The organism is Butyrivibrio sp. AE2032, from assembly GCF_000702965.1.
In genome coordinates, this window is sequence record NZ_JNLF01000005.1 from 927,338 (window position 1) to 945,347 (window position 18,010).

12 protein-coding genes are annotated in these 18,010 nt (G+C 49.4%); 4 read left to right on the plus strand and 8 right to left on the minus strand.

Going from position 1 to position 18,010, the window contains the following annotated elements; genetic code table 11:
- Nucleotides 1–86: 86 nt before the first annotated feature.
- The 6 genes from BO18_RS33335 to BO18_RS21955 all read right to left on the minus strand — a co-directional run bounded on the left by BO18_RS33335 (nucleotide 87) and on the right by BO18_RS21955 (nucleotide 9,136).
- Nucleotides 87–1,589, minus strand: a complete 1,503-nt coding sequence (locus BO18_RS33335; protein ID WP_051689050.1) for a YesL family protein — start codon at nucleotides 1,587–1,589, stop codon at nucleotides 87–89.
- A 171-nt stretch (nucleotides 1,590–1,760) separates the two neighbouring features.
- On the minus strand, nucleotides 1,761–2,696 hold the full coding sequence (locus tag BO18_RS21935; protein ID WP_034451571.1) for a carbohydrate ABC transporter permease: 936 nt from the start codon (nucleotides 2,694–2,696) through the stop codon (nucleotides 1,761–1,763).
- Between the two features lie 19 nt (nucleotides 2,697–2,715).
- Entirely contained in the window at nucleotides 2,716–3,684 is a 969-nt protein-coding gene (locus BO18_RS21940) for an ABC transporter permease (protein WP_034449681.1), read from the minus strand.
- A gap of 86 nt (nucleotides 3,685–3,770) precedes the next feature.
- Nucleotides 3,771–5,540, minus strand: coding sequence for a sugar ABC transporter substrate-binding protein (locus BO18_RS21945; protein WP_034449683.1), 1,770 nt, complete (start codon nucleotides 5,538–5,540; stop codon nucleotides 3,771–3,773).
- Between the two features lie 217 nt (nucleotides 5,541–5,757).
- Nucleotides 5,758–7,359 (minus strand): response regulator transcription factor, encoded by a 1,602-nt coding sequence (locus BO18_RS21950; protein WP_034449685.1) that lies wholly within the window; start codon nucleotides 7,357–7,359, stop codon nucleotides 5,758–5,760.
- 13 nt (nucleotides 7,360–7,372) lie between these two features.
- Nucleotides 7,373–9,136 carry a sensor histidine kinase gene (locus tag BO18_RS21955; protein ID WP_051689051.1) on the minus strand — a complete coding sequence of 588 codons (1,764 nt, stop codon included), beginning with the start codon at nucleotides 9,134–9,136 and terminating at the stop codon, nucleotides 7,373–7,375.
- A 211-nt stretch (nucleotides 9,137–9,347) separates the two neighbouring features.
- On the opposite strand from BO18_RS21955, the gene BO18_RS36325 reads away from it, so the two are divergent.
- The gene (locus BO18_RS36325) at nucleotides 9,348–12,326 is read left to right on the plus strand and encodes a carboxylesterase family protein (RefSeq protein ID WP_330379614.1); all 2,979 of its coding nucleotides are present in this window, start codon (nucleotides 9,348–9,350) and stop codon (nucleotides 12,324–12,326) included.
- Between the two features lie 140 nt (nucleotides 12,327–12,466).
- Here BO18_RS36325 and BO18_RS21970 read toward each other — a convergent pair whose 3' ends face one another.
- The gene (locus BO18_RS21970) at nucleotides 12,467–13,720 is read right to left on the minus strand and encodes a sensor histidine kinase (protein ID WP_034449686.1); all 1,254 of its coding nucleotides are present in this window, start codon (nucleotides 13,718–13,720) and stop codon (nucleotides 12,467–12,469) included.
- A complete protein-coding gene (locus BO18_RS21975) occupies nucleotides 13,717–14,391 on the minus strand; it encodes a response regulator transcription factor (RefSeq protein WP_034449687.1) in 675 nt (224 codons plus the stop codon). Before BO18_RS21975 ends, BO18_RS21970 begins: the two co-directional genes overlap by 4 nt.
- A 199-nt stretch (nucleotides 14,392–14,590) precedes the next feature.
- Between BO18_RS21975 and BO18_RS21980 the strand changes: the two genes are divergently transcribed.
- From BO18_RS21980 to BO18_RS21990, 3 genes are read left to right on the plus strand one after another with little or no spacing between them, the layout of a single operon-like run.
- Nucleotides 14,591–15,316 (plus strand): polyphosphate polymerase domain-containing protein, encoded by a 726-nt coding sequence (locus BO18_RS21980; protein WP_034449689.1) that lies wholly within the window; start codon nucleotides 14,591–14,593, stop codon nucleotides 15,314–15,316.
- A complete protein-coding gene (locus tag BO18_RS21985) occupies nucleotides 15,309–15,989 on the plus strand; it encodes a DUF4956 domain-containing protein (protein WP_034449691.1) in 681 nt (226 codons plus the stop codon). Before BO18_RS21980 ends, BO18_RS21985 begins: the two co-directional genes overlap by 8 nt.
- A gap of 26 nt (nucleotides 15,990–16,015) precedes the next feature.
- Nucleotides 16,016–17,683 carry a carbohydrate-binding domain-containing protein gene (locus BO18_RS21990; protein WP_051689052.1) on the plus strand — a complete coding sequence of 556 codons (1,668 nt, stop codon included), beginning with the start codon at nucleotides 16,016–16,018 and terminating at the stop codon, nucleotides 17,681–17,683.
- Nucleotides 17,684–18,010: the final 327 nt, after the last annotated feature.

Here is an 18,010-nt window from a genome sequence, read left to right on the forward strand (position 1 = left end):
CGTTTCTGGCGGCAGCGCATAATACGACAATCTTAATTAAACCGTAAAATTATATTAGGGCGTTCGTATAAAGTCAAGCATCTGCATCAGCACTTGCCGAAGAGGTACTCGATAAACTTCAGATAATCGTTGTTTCCCGATGCCTTTGTCGAATATGCAAATGCGATGTAGTAATCGTACTGTTCATCGAGTCCGAGCTTCTGCTCGATCTCGTCGGACAGTTTCAGAGCCAGAGGTACGGGACCTTCCTCTTCTTCCTCACCCATGTTGAAGATGTCCCTGAGCGAAATGCCCTGAGAGCTCTTTGCCTTCTCCTCGTCAGTCTCTTCATAGTAGTAGAAATCATCTTCGGAGAAATTTTCCATGTTGACGAGCTGGCGCATATCCTGGAAATAATCGGGAGTCGAATATGCGTATACCGCATCCTCTCTCATGATCATGTAATCGTACTGGCCTGTGACGATGGAAGCCCTGAAAGCAACCTCAAGGTACTTCTGTTCATATTCGAATTCGCTCGTGAAGTCCATATCCTTGTTGTCTGCAAGGAGCGCCGTTCTGGCCTTATTGTATCCGCCCCATGAGAGGAATCCGTCTGTAGCGTATTTACGGCCTTCATCCGAGACCTGGCAGTTGATCTGTCCGCCGCCAAGGACTCTCATGTTGGACTTGTAAATATCGATTCCGTACCAGGTAACAGCGCCGGCCAGTAGCAAAACCATTATGGTTCCGGGCAGGTAGTACTGTGCGAGATAACCTGCCTTCTGCTTTGCGGTAAGGCCTGCGAGCTTCTGTTTTTCCTCCCTGAAGAATCTCGTGACCTTGTTGCCTGACTTATCCTTCTCGGCATCGGGCTTTTCGAGTTCCTTCTCGAGTTCCTTGACTTCTTTCTTGGAACTTGCAAGGGAGATATTGCCTGCGGCATCGAGTTCGGGATCGTACTCGACGGACTCCTTCAGCGCCTTGAGCTTCTCGGCCTGGCTCTTTTCGAGTTTGTCGAACTGCTTGATGAAGACGATGCAGAGGAAGTACGTTATCGTCGTTGAACAGAATACATATATGAGCGGGAACCACTGGGCATACCAGAGGCAAGCGATGACTGATCCGATCATGAGAGCCGCGATCAGGATCAGGGGTATGAACTTGATTATGACGAAGATCAGGGCTGCCTTAAAGAGTTCTGTAGTCTTCATCTCATATCTTGCGATCGTCGGGAAGATCGCGATCGTCATGAGGAATACGAAGATGCTGAACACGATGATGCCGATCTTATAGAGCAGAGGGGTCTCAGCCCAGCCGCTGTAGATTATCCAGCGCCAGTCAAGGACTATCAGGGCTATGGCAACGAGCATGATTATCCAGACGATCGTGGACTGTTTGAAATTCCGCTTGAAGGATTTGAAGAACGGAATGAAGACTCCCGTTCCCTCTCCTCTTATTATCTTCATCGCAACATAATACTTTGCGGAATATGCGGCTCCGAACGTGACTATCGGGATGCTGCAGATTATGAAGAGCAGATTGAGGATGATCAGATCCGCTATGGTGCTGATAAAGTCCATTACCGGACTGTCTGGTTTTAATATGTTCATTTTTACCGACCTGTTTATATATTCGAAATCCGGGCGCAGGATGCCCTGACCTCCGGAACTTTACTATTCTACATCAAATCCGGACCTGTGCCCGAAAAATCTTATCCCTTGATAAATTGGGGCTGCCCCTTTAAAGAGCAGCCCCAAGATCTTAACAAGAATGTATAAGGATTATTCCTTAACACCACCGATCGTGAGACCGGTAACGAAGTATCTCTGCAAGAAAGGATACAGAGCGATGATAGGTGCCATTGTTGCAATGGAAGCTGCGGCTCTTACCGTGATAGGTGTGATGGTATTAGCTGTAGCGGCTGTCATTGCGGCTCCGGACGTAGCGCCTGTTGTAGCAGAAACGGAATCCAGGAGTTTCATGAGCTCGTACTGGAGCGTCGTGTACTGGGGATCGAATCTGTTGTACAGCATTGCGTCGAACCAGGAGTTCCAGTGATATACGGCGACGAACAGAGCAATCGTAGCATAAACCGGCTTACACAGCGGGGTTATGATGCTTACGAAGACTCTCATGTAGCCTGCACCCTCGAGCTGTGCAGCTTCTTCGAGTGAATCCGGAATACCGAGCATGTAAGTTCTCATGACCATTACGTTGAATGCGCTTACCATGCCGGGGATAACGTATACCCAGAAGCTGGATGTGAGATGGAGGTATCTGAAGAGGATCAGTACCGGGATCATACCGCCGGAAGCATACATCGTGATGATCCAGAAGAGGGATACGCCTGACTTGAACAGGAACTTCTTACGGCTCAGGATGTAGGAAAGCAATGCGTTTGCTGCCAGTGAGGTAAGTGTACCGATAATGGTTCTCAATACCGTGATCTTTGCACCGACGCGGATACCGGGTCTTTCGAAGAGGATCTCTTCGTAGTTTCTCCAGGACCACTTACGGGGCAGGAAGTAGATTCCGCCACGTACGGCGTCGTTACCTTCGTTGAAGGAATAAGCCAACGTGTTGATAACAGGATAGAGCGTTACGACTGCGAACAATACGAGGAAGGTCGTATTGAGGATCGTAAAGATGAGATCCTCCGTTGCCATTTTCTTCTTGTGTTTGATTCTCTCAAAAGAGACTTGCTGAATATCTGCCATGATCATTCACCCCTTTCCATTAGAACAGACGCTCATCGCCCTTCTTCTTGGCGATGTAGTTGGAAACTACGATAAACGTCATTGAAACGACGGTCTTGAAGATACCTGCTGCGGTACCGAGTGAATAGTCAAGGTTACGAGCGTCGAGTGCCCAGTCGAGGACGTAGATGTCGATCGTTCTTGAAACGTTCTGTACAAGTCCGTTACCGAGGAGGTACTGAAGCTCGAAGCCTGCGTTAAGCACGTTACCGATGTTCATCAAGAGAAGGATCATGATCGTAGGACGGAGACCGGGAAGAGTTACATAAAGCATCTTCTGGAAACGTCCTGCGCCGTCGATCGAAGCTGACTCATAGAGGCAGGGATCGATGGAAGTGATCGCTGCAAGATAGATAATTGCATTCCAACCTGTTTCTTTCCAAAGGTTACTTAATGTAACGATGGGCCAGAACCACTCCGGTCTTGCAAGGAACGGGAAAGCGGTATCAACGATATGCAATCTCAGAAGGATGTCGTTGATGATACCTGTGGACGTAAGTGCATCGTGAACGATGGCAACTACGATGATCCATGAAAGAAAGTGAGGAAGATATGAAATAGTCTGGATAGACTTCTTAAAATACTTATTCTTGACCTCATTCAAGAGGATAGCGAACGCGATAGCAACAACGGTGCTGAAGATTAAGTTAAGAGCACCCATACAGAAAGTGTTTCTGATTACCATCAGGAACGTCTTATCATGGAAAAGGAACTGGAATTTTTTAAAACCGACCCACTTTGAGCCACTGATTCCTTTGTTATATTTGAAGTCCTGAAAAGCAATGATCCAGCCTACGAGAGGCAGATAATAGAAGATGATGCCATAGATAATATATATGGCGCTGATTACAACAAGTATCCACTGTCTCTTGAATTCCTTGACAGTGAGCTTCGGCTTGTCGATATCAACCGGTTTTTGTTTCTTCGATTTGGAAGTCGAGATCTCCATGTTTAGCTCCTATTAAAAGTGGTGGCAACCATAGTTGCATTTGCCATGGTCGCCACCACACGATTAATTACTCATCAACCTTAGACTCAGTTAGGCGTCCAGCCGTAAGACTGTGCTGTCTCAAGTCTCTTGTTAACCTCAGCCTGAGCCTCTTCGAGGAACTTCTCAGGTTCGCACTCAGCGTAAGCTGCCTGGTAAGCGGCCCAATCGGACTCGAAATCCTTACTCATAACAACTGTAGGGAGCCAGAGGTGCTTTGTCTCGCCCATCTTCTTCCAAGCAACACCACCAGGAGTGTCAGAAGAGATGCTGTTTGACCAAGACCAGAGAGGATACCAAGGAGCGTTGACAACCTTCTCGGAATCGAGGAACTCAACGTAAGTACCAACGCCGTAAGCGTCGAAGCACTTCTTAAGAGGTTCAGCAAGGCCGAGAACGAACTCAGAAGGCTGCTCACCGGGCTGCATTCTGTTGATGCCGTCTCTGCTCATACCCATCCACTGAGGGCAGTATGAGTATTCACATGTGTGCTTAGCCTTGTAGCTGTCGCTCTTCCAGTTCTCTCTCATTTCTTCTGTTCTGTAGTAGAGACCGTTCTCGTCTACGAGATAGTCAACACCTTCTATACCCCAGAAACGGAGATCGTGGATGTCCTGATCGAGGAGAGCGCTGAGGAATGCGAATGCGAGATCCGGATCCTTGCAGCTTGTTGTAACTGCGCAACCAGAAGACTGGTTGAGCTCGTCGTCATAAGAGTGCCACTGCTGGCTCATGCCCTTCTTAGCAACGAGGCCGAGAGGTACATAGTCGCATCCGAGCTGATCGAGACGGAACTCAGTGCCATCTGTAGCCTGGAGAGGAGAAGCGAAGGGTCCCATGATGTTGTAAGCGAAATCCCAATACTGATCGCAGAGACCAAGTACACGACCTGTAGAAAGCTTAGCAATATACTCGTCGTATGTCTGTGTAGCGAAGTCAGGATCGATAGCGCCCTTAGCGTACTCTTCGTTCAACTTCTTGAAATACATCTTAGCTGTATCGGTTGTGTTGTAGTCAACAACCTTCGGCTTGTCCATACCTGCGTCGATGTTAACGATGCAGCAACCGTCGTTCGGATAACCGTCGAGGAACATAGGAGCGTTCTCAAGGCAGTAATACTTCCAGTCTTCGCAGAGACATGTGTAAGGGATTACAGGTGTTCCATCCGGAAGTTCCGGGTTAGCAGCTGCATAATCCTCGAGGAGCTTGAAGTATTCATCAAGAGTCTCGATCTTAGGATAGTTAGCCCACTCAAGAACACGAACCTGGATCCAGAAAGCCTCACCGTTCTGACCTGTTGCTGTGTTGATGTGATTGTAGGAGTTACCGAAAACGTTAGCCCAATAAATGTGGCCGTCGTCCATACGGAACTTATCCCACTCTTCGTCTGTGTACATTTCCTTGAGGTTAGGATACTTCTCAAGATAGTCATCCCAAGCTACAAGCAAACCGTTCTCATAGAGTGTAACGGAACCGTCGCCGCCATCGATGAGATCAGGGAGCTTACCTGATGCGATGATGGAGCCGATAGCTTCGCCTGCGTCCTGACCTGTGAGCCATGTCTCCTTAACACGGACACCAGTCTTCTGAGCGATGATCTCCTGGATGTCGTTGTTTGCGTCCTTCTCTTTACCGGACATTGCAGCGAACATCGTGAAATCAACGATTTCCTTCTCACCGCTTGTTGCCTGTGTCTCACCGCCGGCACCGGTAGTAGCGTCAGTAGCGCCAGTTCCACCGCCATTGGAGCATGCAGCAAGAGATGATACCGCAAGCATTGATGCAAGGATCAATGTAACGATTTTCTTAGTCTTCATTACTAGACCTCCCGAATTAGATTCTCGCTAAAAACGAGTATTTAGCAATTAGATTATATGTTTGCCCCATTTTTGCCACAACCCGAAAAAGTCTAACTAAACAACTGATAAACTCAACAAAAATGCAATACTTTTAACATCTATAGACAAAAACGACCCTGCCTCTTTGTGCATACTGCACAAAGAGGCAGGGCTACGATTAAGCACTTGGTTCAGGTCAGGCACCCCTGTTGGTCTTACGGTACTTGGAGGGCGTACACCCCATGATCTCAATGAATTTACGGATAAAATAGTCACTGTCCTTGTATCCGACGTTCTCCGCTATGCGGTTTATCTTCTCGTCGGTAGTGATTATCTGTCTGGCCGCTTCCTTGATCCTGTAATTTGTCAGGTAATTTTTGAAAGACATCCCGTATTTCTTCCTGAATATCTGTCCTAAGTAAGAACTGTTGATGTGATATTTGTCACCCAGATCCTTCAGACTGATGTTCTCCGCAAAGTTCTCCCTTATCTCCGCTTCGACTTCGGCGAGTATGCCGTGCGATATGCTCTTCCGGAGTTCCGCGAGGTAAGATGCATATTCCAGTGCGAACTTCTTTAAGTGCTGGTGGCTTCCCCTGAGGAAGACTCCCTCCGACGCCCTGTCTGAAATGTACTGGATGATCTCCTCCTGGTTAACGGTATCATCGAGTTCGCTCGCAAGGTGGATCAGCTGGAACAAAAGATAATTGATGTTGAGGTCAAATGCCCTGTTGTTCCCTTCCTTGCCCCTGAGCTCCTCATAGAGTTTCTCGACGCCGGATTCAATGAGCGCGGGATCGTTCTTTACGATGGAGTCGATTATCTCGTCGATCGTATTTTTACAGAGCACGAACCCTCTTACCGCACCCTGGTTCTCCTCTGTCTCCTCATAGAAATACAGTTTCTTGGTATTGTGGAAACCGGTGATGCTCTTGAGCCTTCTGCAGGTGACATAAGAGAGCGCCAGATCCGAGATATTCTGAACGAGCTGTCCGCAAAGCATCCTTACCGGTTTCATGATGAGCAGCTCGATCTTCCTTATAAAAGCATTCAGGAACTCCGTCTCGTTCATGTCGCGCATCTCTGCCATCGTCTCGCAGTATATGAAACCGATATTATAATTCTCCTCATCATAGGAGATATCCATAGTGAAGTTGTTCGCGTATTCCTTCAATATCTCTCGGCACGCGTTAAAGAGCTGCCTCTGGATGACGCTCATGTCATCCGGATCCTCCTCATCGACTCCGGCTTCCCTGTTTATCAATTCTATGTATATAAACCTGAGGCTTCCCGAGATCTGGACGTGCTTGTTGATGTAATCGACTTCTTCCCCGGTGAACTTGCCTTTGACCAGATGTCTTATAACCCTGGCAAGATATGCGTCCTCCATCTTCTCCCTGTCCTTTCGAAGAACGATGGATTCCTGATTGCGGTTCGACACCTTGCGGAGGACCGATATAAGCTCCTCTTCCTCGACCGGCTTTAAGATGTAATCGCAGCATCCGTATCTGATGGCCTTCTGCGTGTAGGCAAAATCATCATATCCCGTGAGCAGGACGAATTCGGCATCAGTAACCTTATCTTTCTTGACGGTCTCAAGAAGCTCCAGACCCGTCATCTCAGGCATCCTGATATCCGAGATCACGAGATCGACGTGATTCTCGGTAAGATATCTTAAAGCTTCTTTTCCGTTGGAGCAGACGGCAGCGATCTCAAATCCCTCGCCCTCCCAGTCGATAATGACCTGAAGTCCCTGAAGGATATACGGTTCGTCGTCAACAAGCATTACTTTTAGCATAGTCCACCTCGAGTCAAGCCTTTGTGATCATATCTGACGGTATCATAATGATGACGCTCATTCCGATGCCCTTCTCGCTCTCTATCGAGAACCTGGCTTTGTCCTTGAACATCATCTTGATCCTGAGACAGGCATTCAGGATACCGACGTGCTTCGCCTTCTTTATCGTATCAATGGTAACATTATTCATCCTCTGCTGCAGGAGTTCGGCCTCTTCCTCATCCATTCCGTCTCCCGTATCCTCGACTTCGATCACTACCTGATCGTCAGAGTTATAGACCCTGACGAAGATCCAGCCCTGCGAGGATTTGGACTCGATGCCGTGCACGCAGGCGTTCTCAACGAATGTAACCAGTGTAAGCTTCGGGATCAGGATCCTCTTGCAGTCCTCGCTGATGTCGATGTCGAAAGATATCCTGTCGCCGAACCTGTAGCTCTGGAGCTGGAGGTAAGCATCGATGAATTCCTCTTCCTCCTCGATGGTGACGGCATCCTCGTGCCACTCAACGTTCTGTCTCTGCATTACCGCGAGCCTCTGGACCATCTCGGCGGTCTCTGTCTCTCCCTTTAAGATACTGTGCATGCGGATACTCTCGAGAGCGTTGAAAAGAAAGTGCGGATTGATCTGGCTCTGCAGCGCCAGGAGCTCGGCATTCTTTCGCGCGATATCGATCTCCTGCTCGCGGAGCTTGTCCTTGTAAATAGTCTGAGTGAGTTCGTTATTGATCTCAACGATCCTGTTGTAGTTGTGCATGAGGTTCGAGATCTCGTCTGAGCCTTTTATCTCCTTGATCGGCTGCAGGATCTCGTTTCCGCCTTCACCGAAAGCTTTTCCGAGAACGGTGATACGCTCTGTGATGGACTTTTCGAGCAGTTTCATCAGAAGGATCGGAATAATGAGAGTGACAACAAATAACAACAGGGTTACGGGAATGTTGTTCTTCATTACCTCGGTGACGGTAAGGTTTTCGGTGACTGCATAGATGGTAAAGGTGTTGCCGAACATCGGGACCTGCCTTACCGTTACGTAAGGCTCGTTCGCGATCTTCTCCATTAGCTTCTGGTAGTCGTTGAAGCTGTCCTGGCTCGGATAGACGAGATAATCTCCGCAGCATACAAACATCGTGCAGTTTACGGGAATGTCGGCAAGTTCTTCCGTGATCCTCCAGCTCCTGTGCTCTATCGTTACGATCTTTTCGACCGGCGTCTTTGTATTGGTCATCCTTCTTACATAGATGAAACGCTTCTGGTCCATTGTCCTTACGACCGGTTCATAATCGTAATAAGCATAGACGCCGAGATTATCACCGCTGGCTATAAACTCCTGATACCATCTCTCATCGTTGGCATCAGAGAGGTGATGGAAATAGTTTCCGTTGATCATGGACTTGTTGTCGACATATATTACGATCCTGTCGCGGTTGTAATCGGTCAGCGTCGAGAAGAATGAATTGGAGATCGTATCGATGTAGCTCTTGTAGTAATCGGATGGCTTTTCATAAAGCCTGTTCATGAACGTGTTCAGGGTATTGTTGAGGTCGATCGACGAAGCGACCGTCGTATCGTAATTCAGGAGATTCTCGAAATAGTTCGAATATGCGTCGATCGCAGTCTCCCTGTAGTAGTACTGGTTCTTGAGTTCCGCCTCGTAAATGGATCTCAAAAGGAATACGTCTGTTATGACAAGAGGAAGAATGACGCCGAAAATATACATCAGAAGAAACTTTTTGCTGAGCTTCAATCTTCCGAAAAAACTGTTCTTGGAGTACTTAAACATAATCCCCGGGGCTCTTAATGAGTTCTGCTCCTCAACTGTTCTTAAACATAACCATATCATATTACAGGAAACCGGTTGTTCTTTGCAAACGGCGGGCTCTTTCAAAGTGCTGGATTTAGTCAGGAATTATCTGCAATTCATCCTGTTGAATTAAAAGTTATGATTATTTAACATTTTACTTGTATATAAAATCAAATAAGAGGTGTCCCCTATGTTAAAGATCGTAAAGACCGAGAACGGCCAGGTAAGAGGCCTTCCCGGAAACAACACCCGTATCTCAGTTTTCAAAGGAATCCCGTTCGCTGAACCGCCCGTAGGCGAGAACCGCTGGAGAGCTCCCCGGCCCAAAAAGGATTGGGATGGCATCTACGACGCATATAAGTTCGCGCCTATCTCCGTGCAGGATCAGCCCGGCGTCGGAACCGACATCTACTGCCGCGAGTGGCACGTCGACCCCGACATCGAGATAAGTGAGGACTGCCTCTACCTGAACGTCTGGACACCCGCAAAGAGCACGGATGAAAAACTCCCCGTCCTCGTATGGTTCTTCGGAGGCGGATTCCAGTGGGGCTACACCGCTGAGATGGAATTTAACGGTGAGAACCTTGCCAAGAAAGGCATCATCGTAGTTACGGTAAACTACAGACTCGGTGCCATCGGATTCCTCTCACATCCGGATCTCTTCAAAGAATCTCCCGAAGCACCGGCAAACTTCGGTCTTTTGGACCAGCAGGCCGGCCTTAAGTGGGTTAAGAGAAACATCGCAGCTTTCGGCGGCGATCCTGAGAACATCACGATCGCAGGACAGTCCGCAGGCGGCGGAAGCGTATTAAACCACCTGACGGCAAAATCAAGCATCGGTCTTTATCAGAGAGCTGTCATACTCTCCGGCATCATCTCCTTCCCCTACATGAAGGACTTCGTCATGACTCCCAGAACAATAGACGACGCCTGCTCATACGGCGTAAAGTTCTTCGAGAAACTCGGCGTAAAGACAGTCGAAGAAGCAAGAAAGCTCGACGCTTCATATATCCGCGAAGTATATGCGAAGTTCAGGGAGACCGAGAACTTCTTCTTCACCCCCATGATCGACAACGTCTTTATGGAAGATGAACCGTTAAAACTCTTCATGGCCGGAGAACATGCTCACGTTCCGCTCATGTCGGGCAATACTTTCGATGAGTTCCCGAGCTGCATCTTCGCAGATTCCAAAGAGGATTTCGAGGCAAAGGCAAAAGAGATATTCGGCAGCAAGACCGAAGAGTTCCTCTCCTTCCCCGAAGCTCAGATGAACAACGGCAACATGTACGCATCCCTTCGCGCGATCGAGTGTGCGGTAAAGGCAACCTTCGCCCACAACGACAAGCCCGGCTACTACTACAGCTTTGAACCTGATATTCCGGGATATGACAACCCCGGCACGTTCCACTCGGTAGACCTCTGGTTCTTCTTCGACAACCTCGACAAGTGCTGGAGACCGATGGTCGGAAGACATTTCGATATCGCAAGACAGATGAGCCTGTATTTTACGAACTTCATCAAGACCGGCGATCCGAACGGCAACGATGTCGACGGTACGGCACTTCCTCTCTGGAAGCCTTATACACCCGCCTTCAAGAACGAGATGCACTTCACTCCTGATGGCGCGAAGACTGCCGTACAGGAAGATTCACCCGAGTCTGACTTCATAACATTCATGACAAAGCACATCGAAGAGGCCACAACCGGTTCTTCTTCCGATTCCGGCAAAGAAGGCGACACGGGTCTCAAGGTCGAGCTCTACGAAGTTCCGAAGAAGCAGGCGTTCAACCCCTATCTTCCCAACTGGGAGTTCATACCTGACGGCGAACCTTATGTATTCAACAACAGAGTCTATGTCTACGGTTCACACGATGTTTTCGCAGGACACGCATTCTGTCTTGAGGACTATGTGACATGGTCCGCACCCGTCGACGATCTCGGCAACTGGACATATGAGGGCGTCATCTTCAAGAGGACTGACGATCCGGCCAACGCCGACGAGAGAGGATGCCTCTATGCACCTGACGTAACCGTCGGTCCCGACGGAAGATACTACCTGTTCTATGCCCTGGATGACGACTGTGTCATCTCGGTAGCGGTATCAGACTCTCCTTCAGGCAGATTCGAATTCATCGGAAACGTCCATCACGAAGACGGCACGCTCCTCGGAAAGAAGGAAGGCGAAGAACAGCAGTTCGATCCGGGCGTAATCACGATCGGCGACGTCACATATCTCTACACCGGTTTCTGCGGACAGGGCGACAAGTCCCGTCACGGATGCATGGTAACCGTACTGGACAAGGACATGCTCACAGTAAAGCGCGCACCCGAATTTGTCATTCCTTCAACACAATACAGTGCCGGAACAGAATTCGAAGGTCACGCATTCTTTGAGGCTCCTTCGATAAGAGAAAGAAACGGGATCTTCTACCTCATCTATTCCTCACAGGTAATGCATGAGCTCTGCTACGCTTACTCTTCCGATCCTCTGGGACCCTTCACATACGGCGGAGTCATCGTCAGCAACTGCGATATCGGCATCGACACTTATAAGCCCGCAGACAAGCCCACCGCTTTCGGCGCCAACAACCACGGAAGCATCGTGGAGATCGCAGGCGACTGGTACATCTTCTATCACAGGCAGACAAACAACGACTGGTATTCGCGCCAGGGCTGCGCCGAGAAGATCGCTTTCGATGAGAACGGCATGATAAAGCAGGTTGAGATCACGTCATGCGGACTTAACGGCGGACCGTTGAAGGATACCGGCGAATATCCCGCACACATTGCATGCAATATCTTCGACAACAACAACAAGATGTATGTCGGCGAGATGCATGCGGCAAACGTCACGATGGATGTAAGGGACGGACTCAAGGGACCGTCGCACATCAGACAGATCTCAGATGGCACGACTGTCGGCTTCAAGTATTTCGACCTCAAAGGCGTCAAAGGCTTAAGGCTTACGACAAGAGGATACGGCAAGGGCGACATCGACATAAAGACTTCCATTGACGGAGAAGTCCTCTCCACGGTTAGCGTCGACTTCTGTACCGCATGGGAAGAACACGTCGCCAGATTCGATATCGCCGACGGCGTATATCCGCTCTACCTTACGTTCAAAGGCATGGGCAATGTCTCATTGCTGAGTTTCGAATTCCTGCACTGAGATAAACAACACCGACAATACTAATTCCCGAATTAGTATTACGGGGCTGTCTCTTAAAGGCTTTATGCCGGGGAGGCAGCCCCTGTAGTTTTAATACTGAATCTTCGCTGAACCGGATTCCCGAAGCAACTCCAAAAAACTCAGAGCTCCGCGGTAACCGTAATGCCCTTGCCGCTGCCCGTTGCGTAGATATTTCCGCCGTGGGCTTCGGTTACGCCCTTCGCGATAGACAATCCGATACCGTATCCGCCGGTCTCGGAGTTTCTGGACTTGTCAGTCCTGTAGAACCTGTCGAACATGTGCTTCATGTCATCCTGCGAAACGGGCTCTGCCGTGTCGTTATAAACTGACAGCAGTATCTTCGAGCCGTTCTTTTGCAGAGACGCTTTTATCTTTCCGCCTTCGGGCGAATACTTTACGGCATTTTCCATGAGGATCGAAACAAGTCCCGCCAATGCCTTGGGGTCGCCGTTATATGAGATGCCGGGAGCGATGTCTGTCTCAAGTTCCTTGCCGGAAGATATTGCAGGGCCTTTGAAAGATTCCACTTCTTCCGACACCATGTCCGACAGCGGGAACTCGATCTTCTTGAGCTCCGACTTCGAACCTTCCTGTGTCTTTGCCAGATAGATGAGCCTGTTGGTGAGTTCAGTCATGCGCTCGGTCTGTTTCCTGATATCGGCGAGCCACTCGTTGTCGCCGTCATCATCCATTTCGAGCACATCGCAGTCGGCCTTTATTACGGCCAGAGGAGTTTTCAGTTCGTGACCGGCATCCGTGATGAAGCGCTTCTGCCTCTCGTATGCATCGGCCGCAGGCTTTACCACTGCCTTGGAAGATACCGCTATGAGCACGAAAAAGATGAGCAGTCCGACAGCGGATATTATCAGGCTTATCCAAAGGAATGCCCTCGCATTGTCGAGACTCCGTCCGCAGTCGTAGAAGACTATGCGGGAGACGCCTTCTCCCATGTCACTAACCCTGTATCTGTAATCGCCGATGAAGCCTCTTGCCTTCCCGCTCGAATAGATCGTCACGCCGATATTGGCTGCGGCCTTCGAATCGACTGCGGCGATCCTTCCCGTATCGATAATGATGACAGTGCCACACTCATCGAGATAGACCGTGAAAAATCTTGCCTCATACTGCATCTCGGGAGACATCTGTCCGCGCCTCATGTCACCCGGGAAACCGAACGGATCTCCTCCGGGCGGCTGGGGCATCTCATCGGGGAAACCTCCGTTGTTGGCGGTAAGTATGTCGAGGACCGCATCCGCATTTTTTATAACGTTCATGAAGTTGAACAGATTGATCGCGCCGATAAGGACGACAAGTACCGCCGTTACCGACAGCATCGCGGTTATTATGAATCTTCTGCGGAGCTTTCCGATCATGTGATCTCCTCCAGGGAGTATCCGGCATTGCGCGTTGCCTTTATCTGGACATTGCTCTCAAGCGCAGCCAGTTTCTTTCTCAGGTAAGAGATATACGTCCATGCGGTGCTGATGTCAGCCTCCGAATCAAGTCCCCATATCTTATCCATGAACTTTTCGGTGGAGATAAGGATACCCGGATTCATCATGAGCATCTCCATCATCTGGAATTCCTTGCCGGCGAGCCTGTACTTTCCTTTGGGAGAAGAGAGTTCGAAGCTCCCCCTGTCCAGAGTGAGGTTGCCGAACTTCAGCACATTGTCGGTCGCGACGGCGGGCTGCCTCGTAAGCACCCTTATCCTTGCAAGGAGTTCCTTGGTGTCGAACGGCTTGGTCAGATAATCGTTAGCTCCCGAATCGAGGCCTTCGACTTTGTCGTCTATCTCGGACTTGGCCGTAAGCATGAGCACGGGAACGGAATTGCCCTTTGACCTGATCTCCTTCAGGGCGGAGATCCCGTCCTGCTTCGGCATCATGATGTCCATGATCACCAGATCGTATTCGCTGGCCATTGCATAGAGCACGGCTTCTTCCCCGTCGAAAACACAATCGACGGAATAATTGCTCTTGGTAAGGATGGCTTTTAAAGCCCTGGATAAAGATCTCTCATCTTCTGCCAAAAGGATTCTCATTATATATACCCCTTTATCTTTCATTCCCAGAAAACTGATTAAATGCTATCGCGTTGAACCGCACTTTACAAGTTCAGAGCGCTTCAGGGAAGCGCTGCCGGATCCTTTCAAAAGTTTTTCGAAATGCTCCGGAACTTTTAAGCCTGTTTTAAGTATGCACCATAAGATTAGGGCAAGAAACTAAAACGAGGTTAAAAAAATGTCTTATCAGGATGTTTTCGAAAGATATGAGATAAAGTACTTCATCACTTCTTCCCAGAAGAACGAACTGCTCGATGTGATGGAAGGCAGGCTCGCGCCCGATCAGTACGGCAGGACCACCATCCGCAACATCTACTACGATACAGACAGTTTCAGGCTGATAAGGGATTCCCTGGATCACCCGTTATACAAGGAAAAACTCAGGGTAAGGTCTTATCAGAGAGCAGGAAGAGAAGACATGGTCTTCGTCGAGATAAAGAAGAAGTTCGAAGACGTCGTTTACAAAAGGCGCGTCGCCATGCCGAAGATGTCAGCTGAGGACTGGATCTCCGGTAAGACTCCCATTCCCTTCCGGACCCAGATAACCTCCGAGATAGATTACTTCCTTATGTTCTACGGAGATATCAGCGCAAAGACATTCTTAAGCTACGAGCGTGAAGCATACTGCGGAGTGACGGATCCGGGATTAAGACTGACGTTCGACGAGAACATCCTGGCGCGTGACACGGACCTGGACCTCGGCAGCGACATCTGGGGAACATCCCTTCTTCCCTCAGGCATAACCCTCATGGAACTGAAGATACAGGGCTCGATACCGTTGTGGCTTACAAGATTCCTGAGCGGACACAACATCTCAAAGATATCTTTCTCAAAATACGGAACCTACTACACAGATCACATCATGGCAGAAAAAATGCCTGAAAGGAGTGTCTTCTATGCTTAACATATTCGGATCGGTCATCCCGACTGACGGCATCACGCCTCAGATATTCATAATACTGGTACTCGTGTCACTGGTGCTCGGCGCGCTTATGGCACTGATCCACACATATAAGAACGATTACACAAAGAGCTTCGTAATGACGCTCGCCATCCTCCCCGCCGTCGTATGCGTCGTTATCCTGATGGTCAACGGCAACATCGGTGCCGGAGTGGCAGTCGCAGGAGCATTCAGTCTCGTAAGGTTCAGGTCGGCTCCCGGAACCGCCCGCGAGATCGGCGCGATCTTCGCCGCAATGGGCATGGGTCTCATCCTGGGCATGGGCTACATCGGTTACGCGGCGCTGTTTACGGTCCTGATCAGCCTTGCGATGCTGATATATTCCGCACTCTCGATAGGCGAGACGAAAAACCTCAAGAAGAACCTGAAGATCACGATCCCCGAGAACCTTGACTATTCGGGCGTCTTTGACGAGATACTCAAGGCATACACAAAGTCATACAGATTAAGACAGGTAAAGACCAGCAACATGGGCGCTCTGTTCAAACTCAGCTACGAGATAGTCTTAAGCGACCCTGCGGCCGAGAAGGAGTTCATCGACAAGCTCAGGACCAGAAACGGCAACCTCGAGATCTCGTTGTCCGATCCGCAGTCATCTGAAACGGAACAGCTCTGATCACCATTTCGAAAGGAAACACAGCCATGAAACACATAAAGACAGAACATAAACTGATATCGGCAGCCGTCATCTGCTCAGTGGCAGTCACCGCTCTCACCGCCTGTTCGATCGCGGGACAGACAGCATCTTCTTCCGCCTCAGCCTCCGCGGCCATAACATCTTCAGGCGAGACGGCAAAGACCACCACGGGACTCTTCTCGGAAAAGGATCTTGAGATCGGTTACGACGAGAGTAATGCAGTTACCATAACCCTTAACGGCACCTCGGCCGATTCATCCTCTTCATCGGTAAAGACAGACGGTTCCGTCATAACCATAAAGAAGGAAGGCACATATGTCATAAGCGGAACACTGGACGACGGCTACATCGTAATAGACGCGGGTGATTCCGACGACATAAGGCTCATCTTAAAGGACTGCGACATAACATCTTCGGATTACGCGCCCATCTACTGCCTCAATGCGGACAACGTCTACATCACGCTCGAAGACGGCACGGTCAACAAACTCGCCAACACCGGCACCTTTGATTCCAAGGATGACAACAGCGTCGACGGCGCGGTCTTCTCGAAAACGGACATCACGATAAACGGCTCCGGTTCCCTTGAGATATCATCTTCCGCACACGGCATAGTCGGCAAGGACGATGTCAACATCACCGGCGGTGACATCACGGTCGAAAGCGAAAAGGACGGGATCCAGTCAGAGGAAACAGTCGCCATACAGAACGCTTCCGTTGAGATCACCTGCGGCAAGGACGGCATACAGGCAAAGGACGAAGATGACCTTTCAAAAGGATGCATCTACATAGAATCCGGCGAGGTCAGCATCTCATCAGATGACGACGGCATAACGGCGGCAAACATCATTCAGATAGATGACGGCACTGTCAGCATCAGCAGATGCTACGAAGGAATCGAAGCGCAGAACATCACCGTAAACGGAGGAGACATCTCGATAACATCCTCCGACGACGCGGTAAATGCGGTAGCCGCATCTTCATCATCCGGTGACATGATGCACACTGACGGAGTCAGCTCCGTTACGGTAAACGGCGGAAATATCTATATCAGGACCGGCGGCGACGGCATCGACTCAAACGGTTCTTTCGAGATGAACGGCGGAATGCTCACGATCATGGGTCCCGAAAACGGAGCAAACGGCTCTCTGGACTATGCCGGAGAAGGAACGATCACGGGCGGAACGGTAATTGTGGCAGGCGCTTCAGGCATGGCCATGAACTTCTCGAGCGCTTCACAGGGTTCCATCCTTCTGAACGTAGGAAACTGCAGCAAGGATACGGTCATCACGGTAAAGGATGAGTCGGGCAACGTGATACTCAGCGCTGTTGCCGACTGCACTTATCAGACGGTCCTGATCAGCAGCCCCGATCTGGTAAAGGGCAACAGCTATACGGTAACGGCCGGAGATTATTCCGAGACTGTCGAACTCACGGATAACATCTACGGTTCAGGCACCGGTTTCGGCCAGGGCGGCTTCGGCGGAGGTATGCCCGGCGGAGGCTTTAACGGAGACTTCGACGGTAACTTCGACGGTAATTTCGGTGAAAAGCCTGACGGCGACTTCAGCGGTATGCCTGACGGCGGTCAGAACGGATTCCAGGGTGGCCGACCGGACGGTTTTCCGGGCGGAAGATCAGATAACGGAACAGCGTCTGAAACTGAAGTTTGAAAACAATATCGCCACGGCTGAAGACACGCTGAAACAACCCATTTGCGGGTTTTAATACAGAATATGGCAAGATGTGAATACCAATTGGACAAAAATGCAAATAATTGTATAGAACAAAAACAATGTTGGGGGTATCATTACTCCATGAAAGTGATTCGTTAATATTACCGTAAAAACTTTCATATTATCTTCAAATTACGTTTAAACAACATTAAAGTAAGGACATTGAAATTAGGGATTAAGTAAACTATACTTCAAGTATCAACAAAGACATTTTTCTATTCCTATTATCCCCATATTTGCGGCCACCCTTCCCGGGGTGGTCGC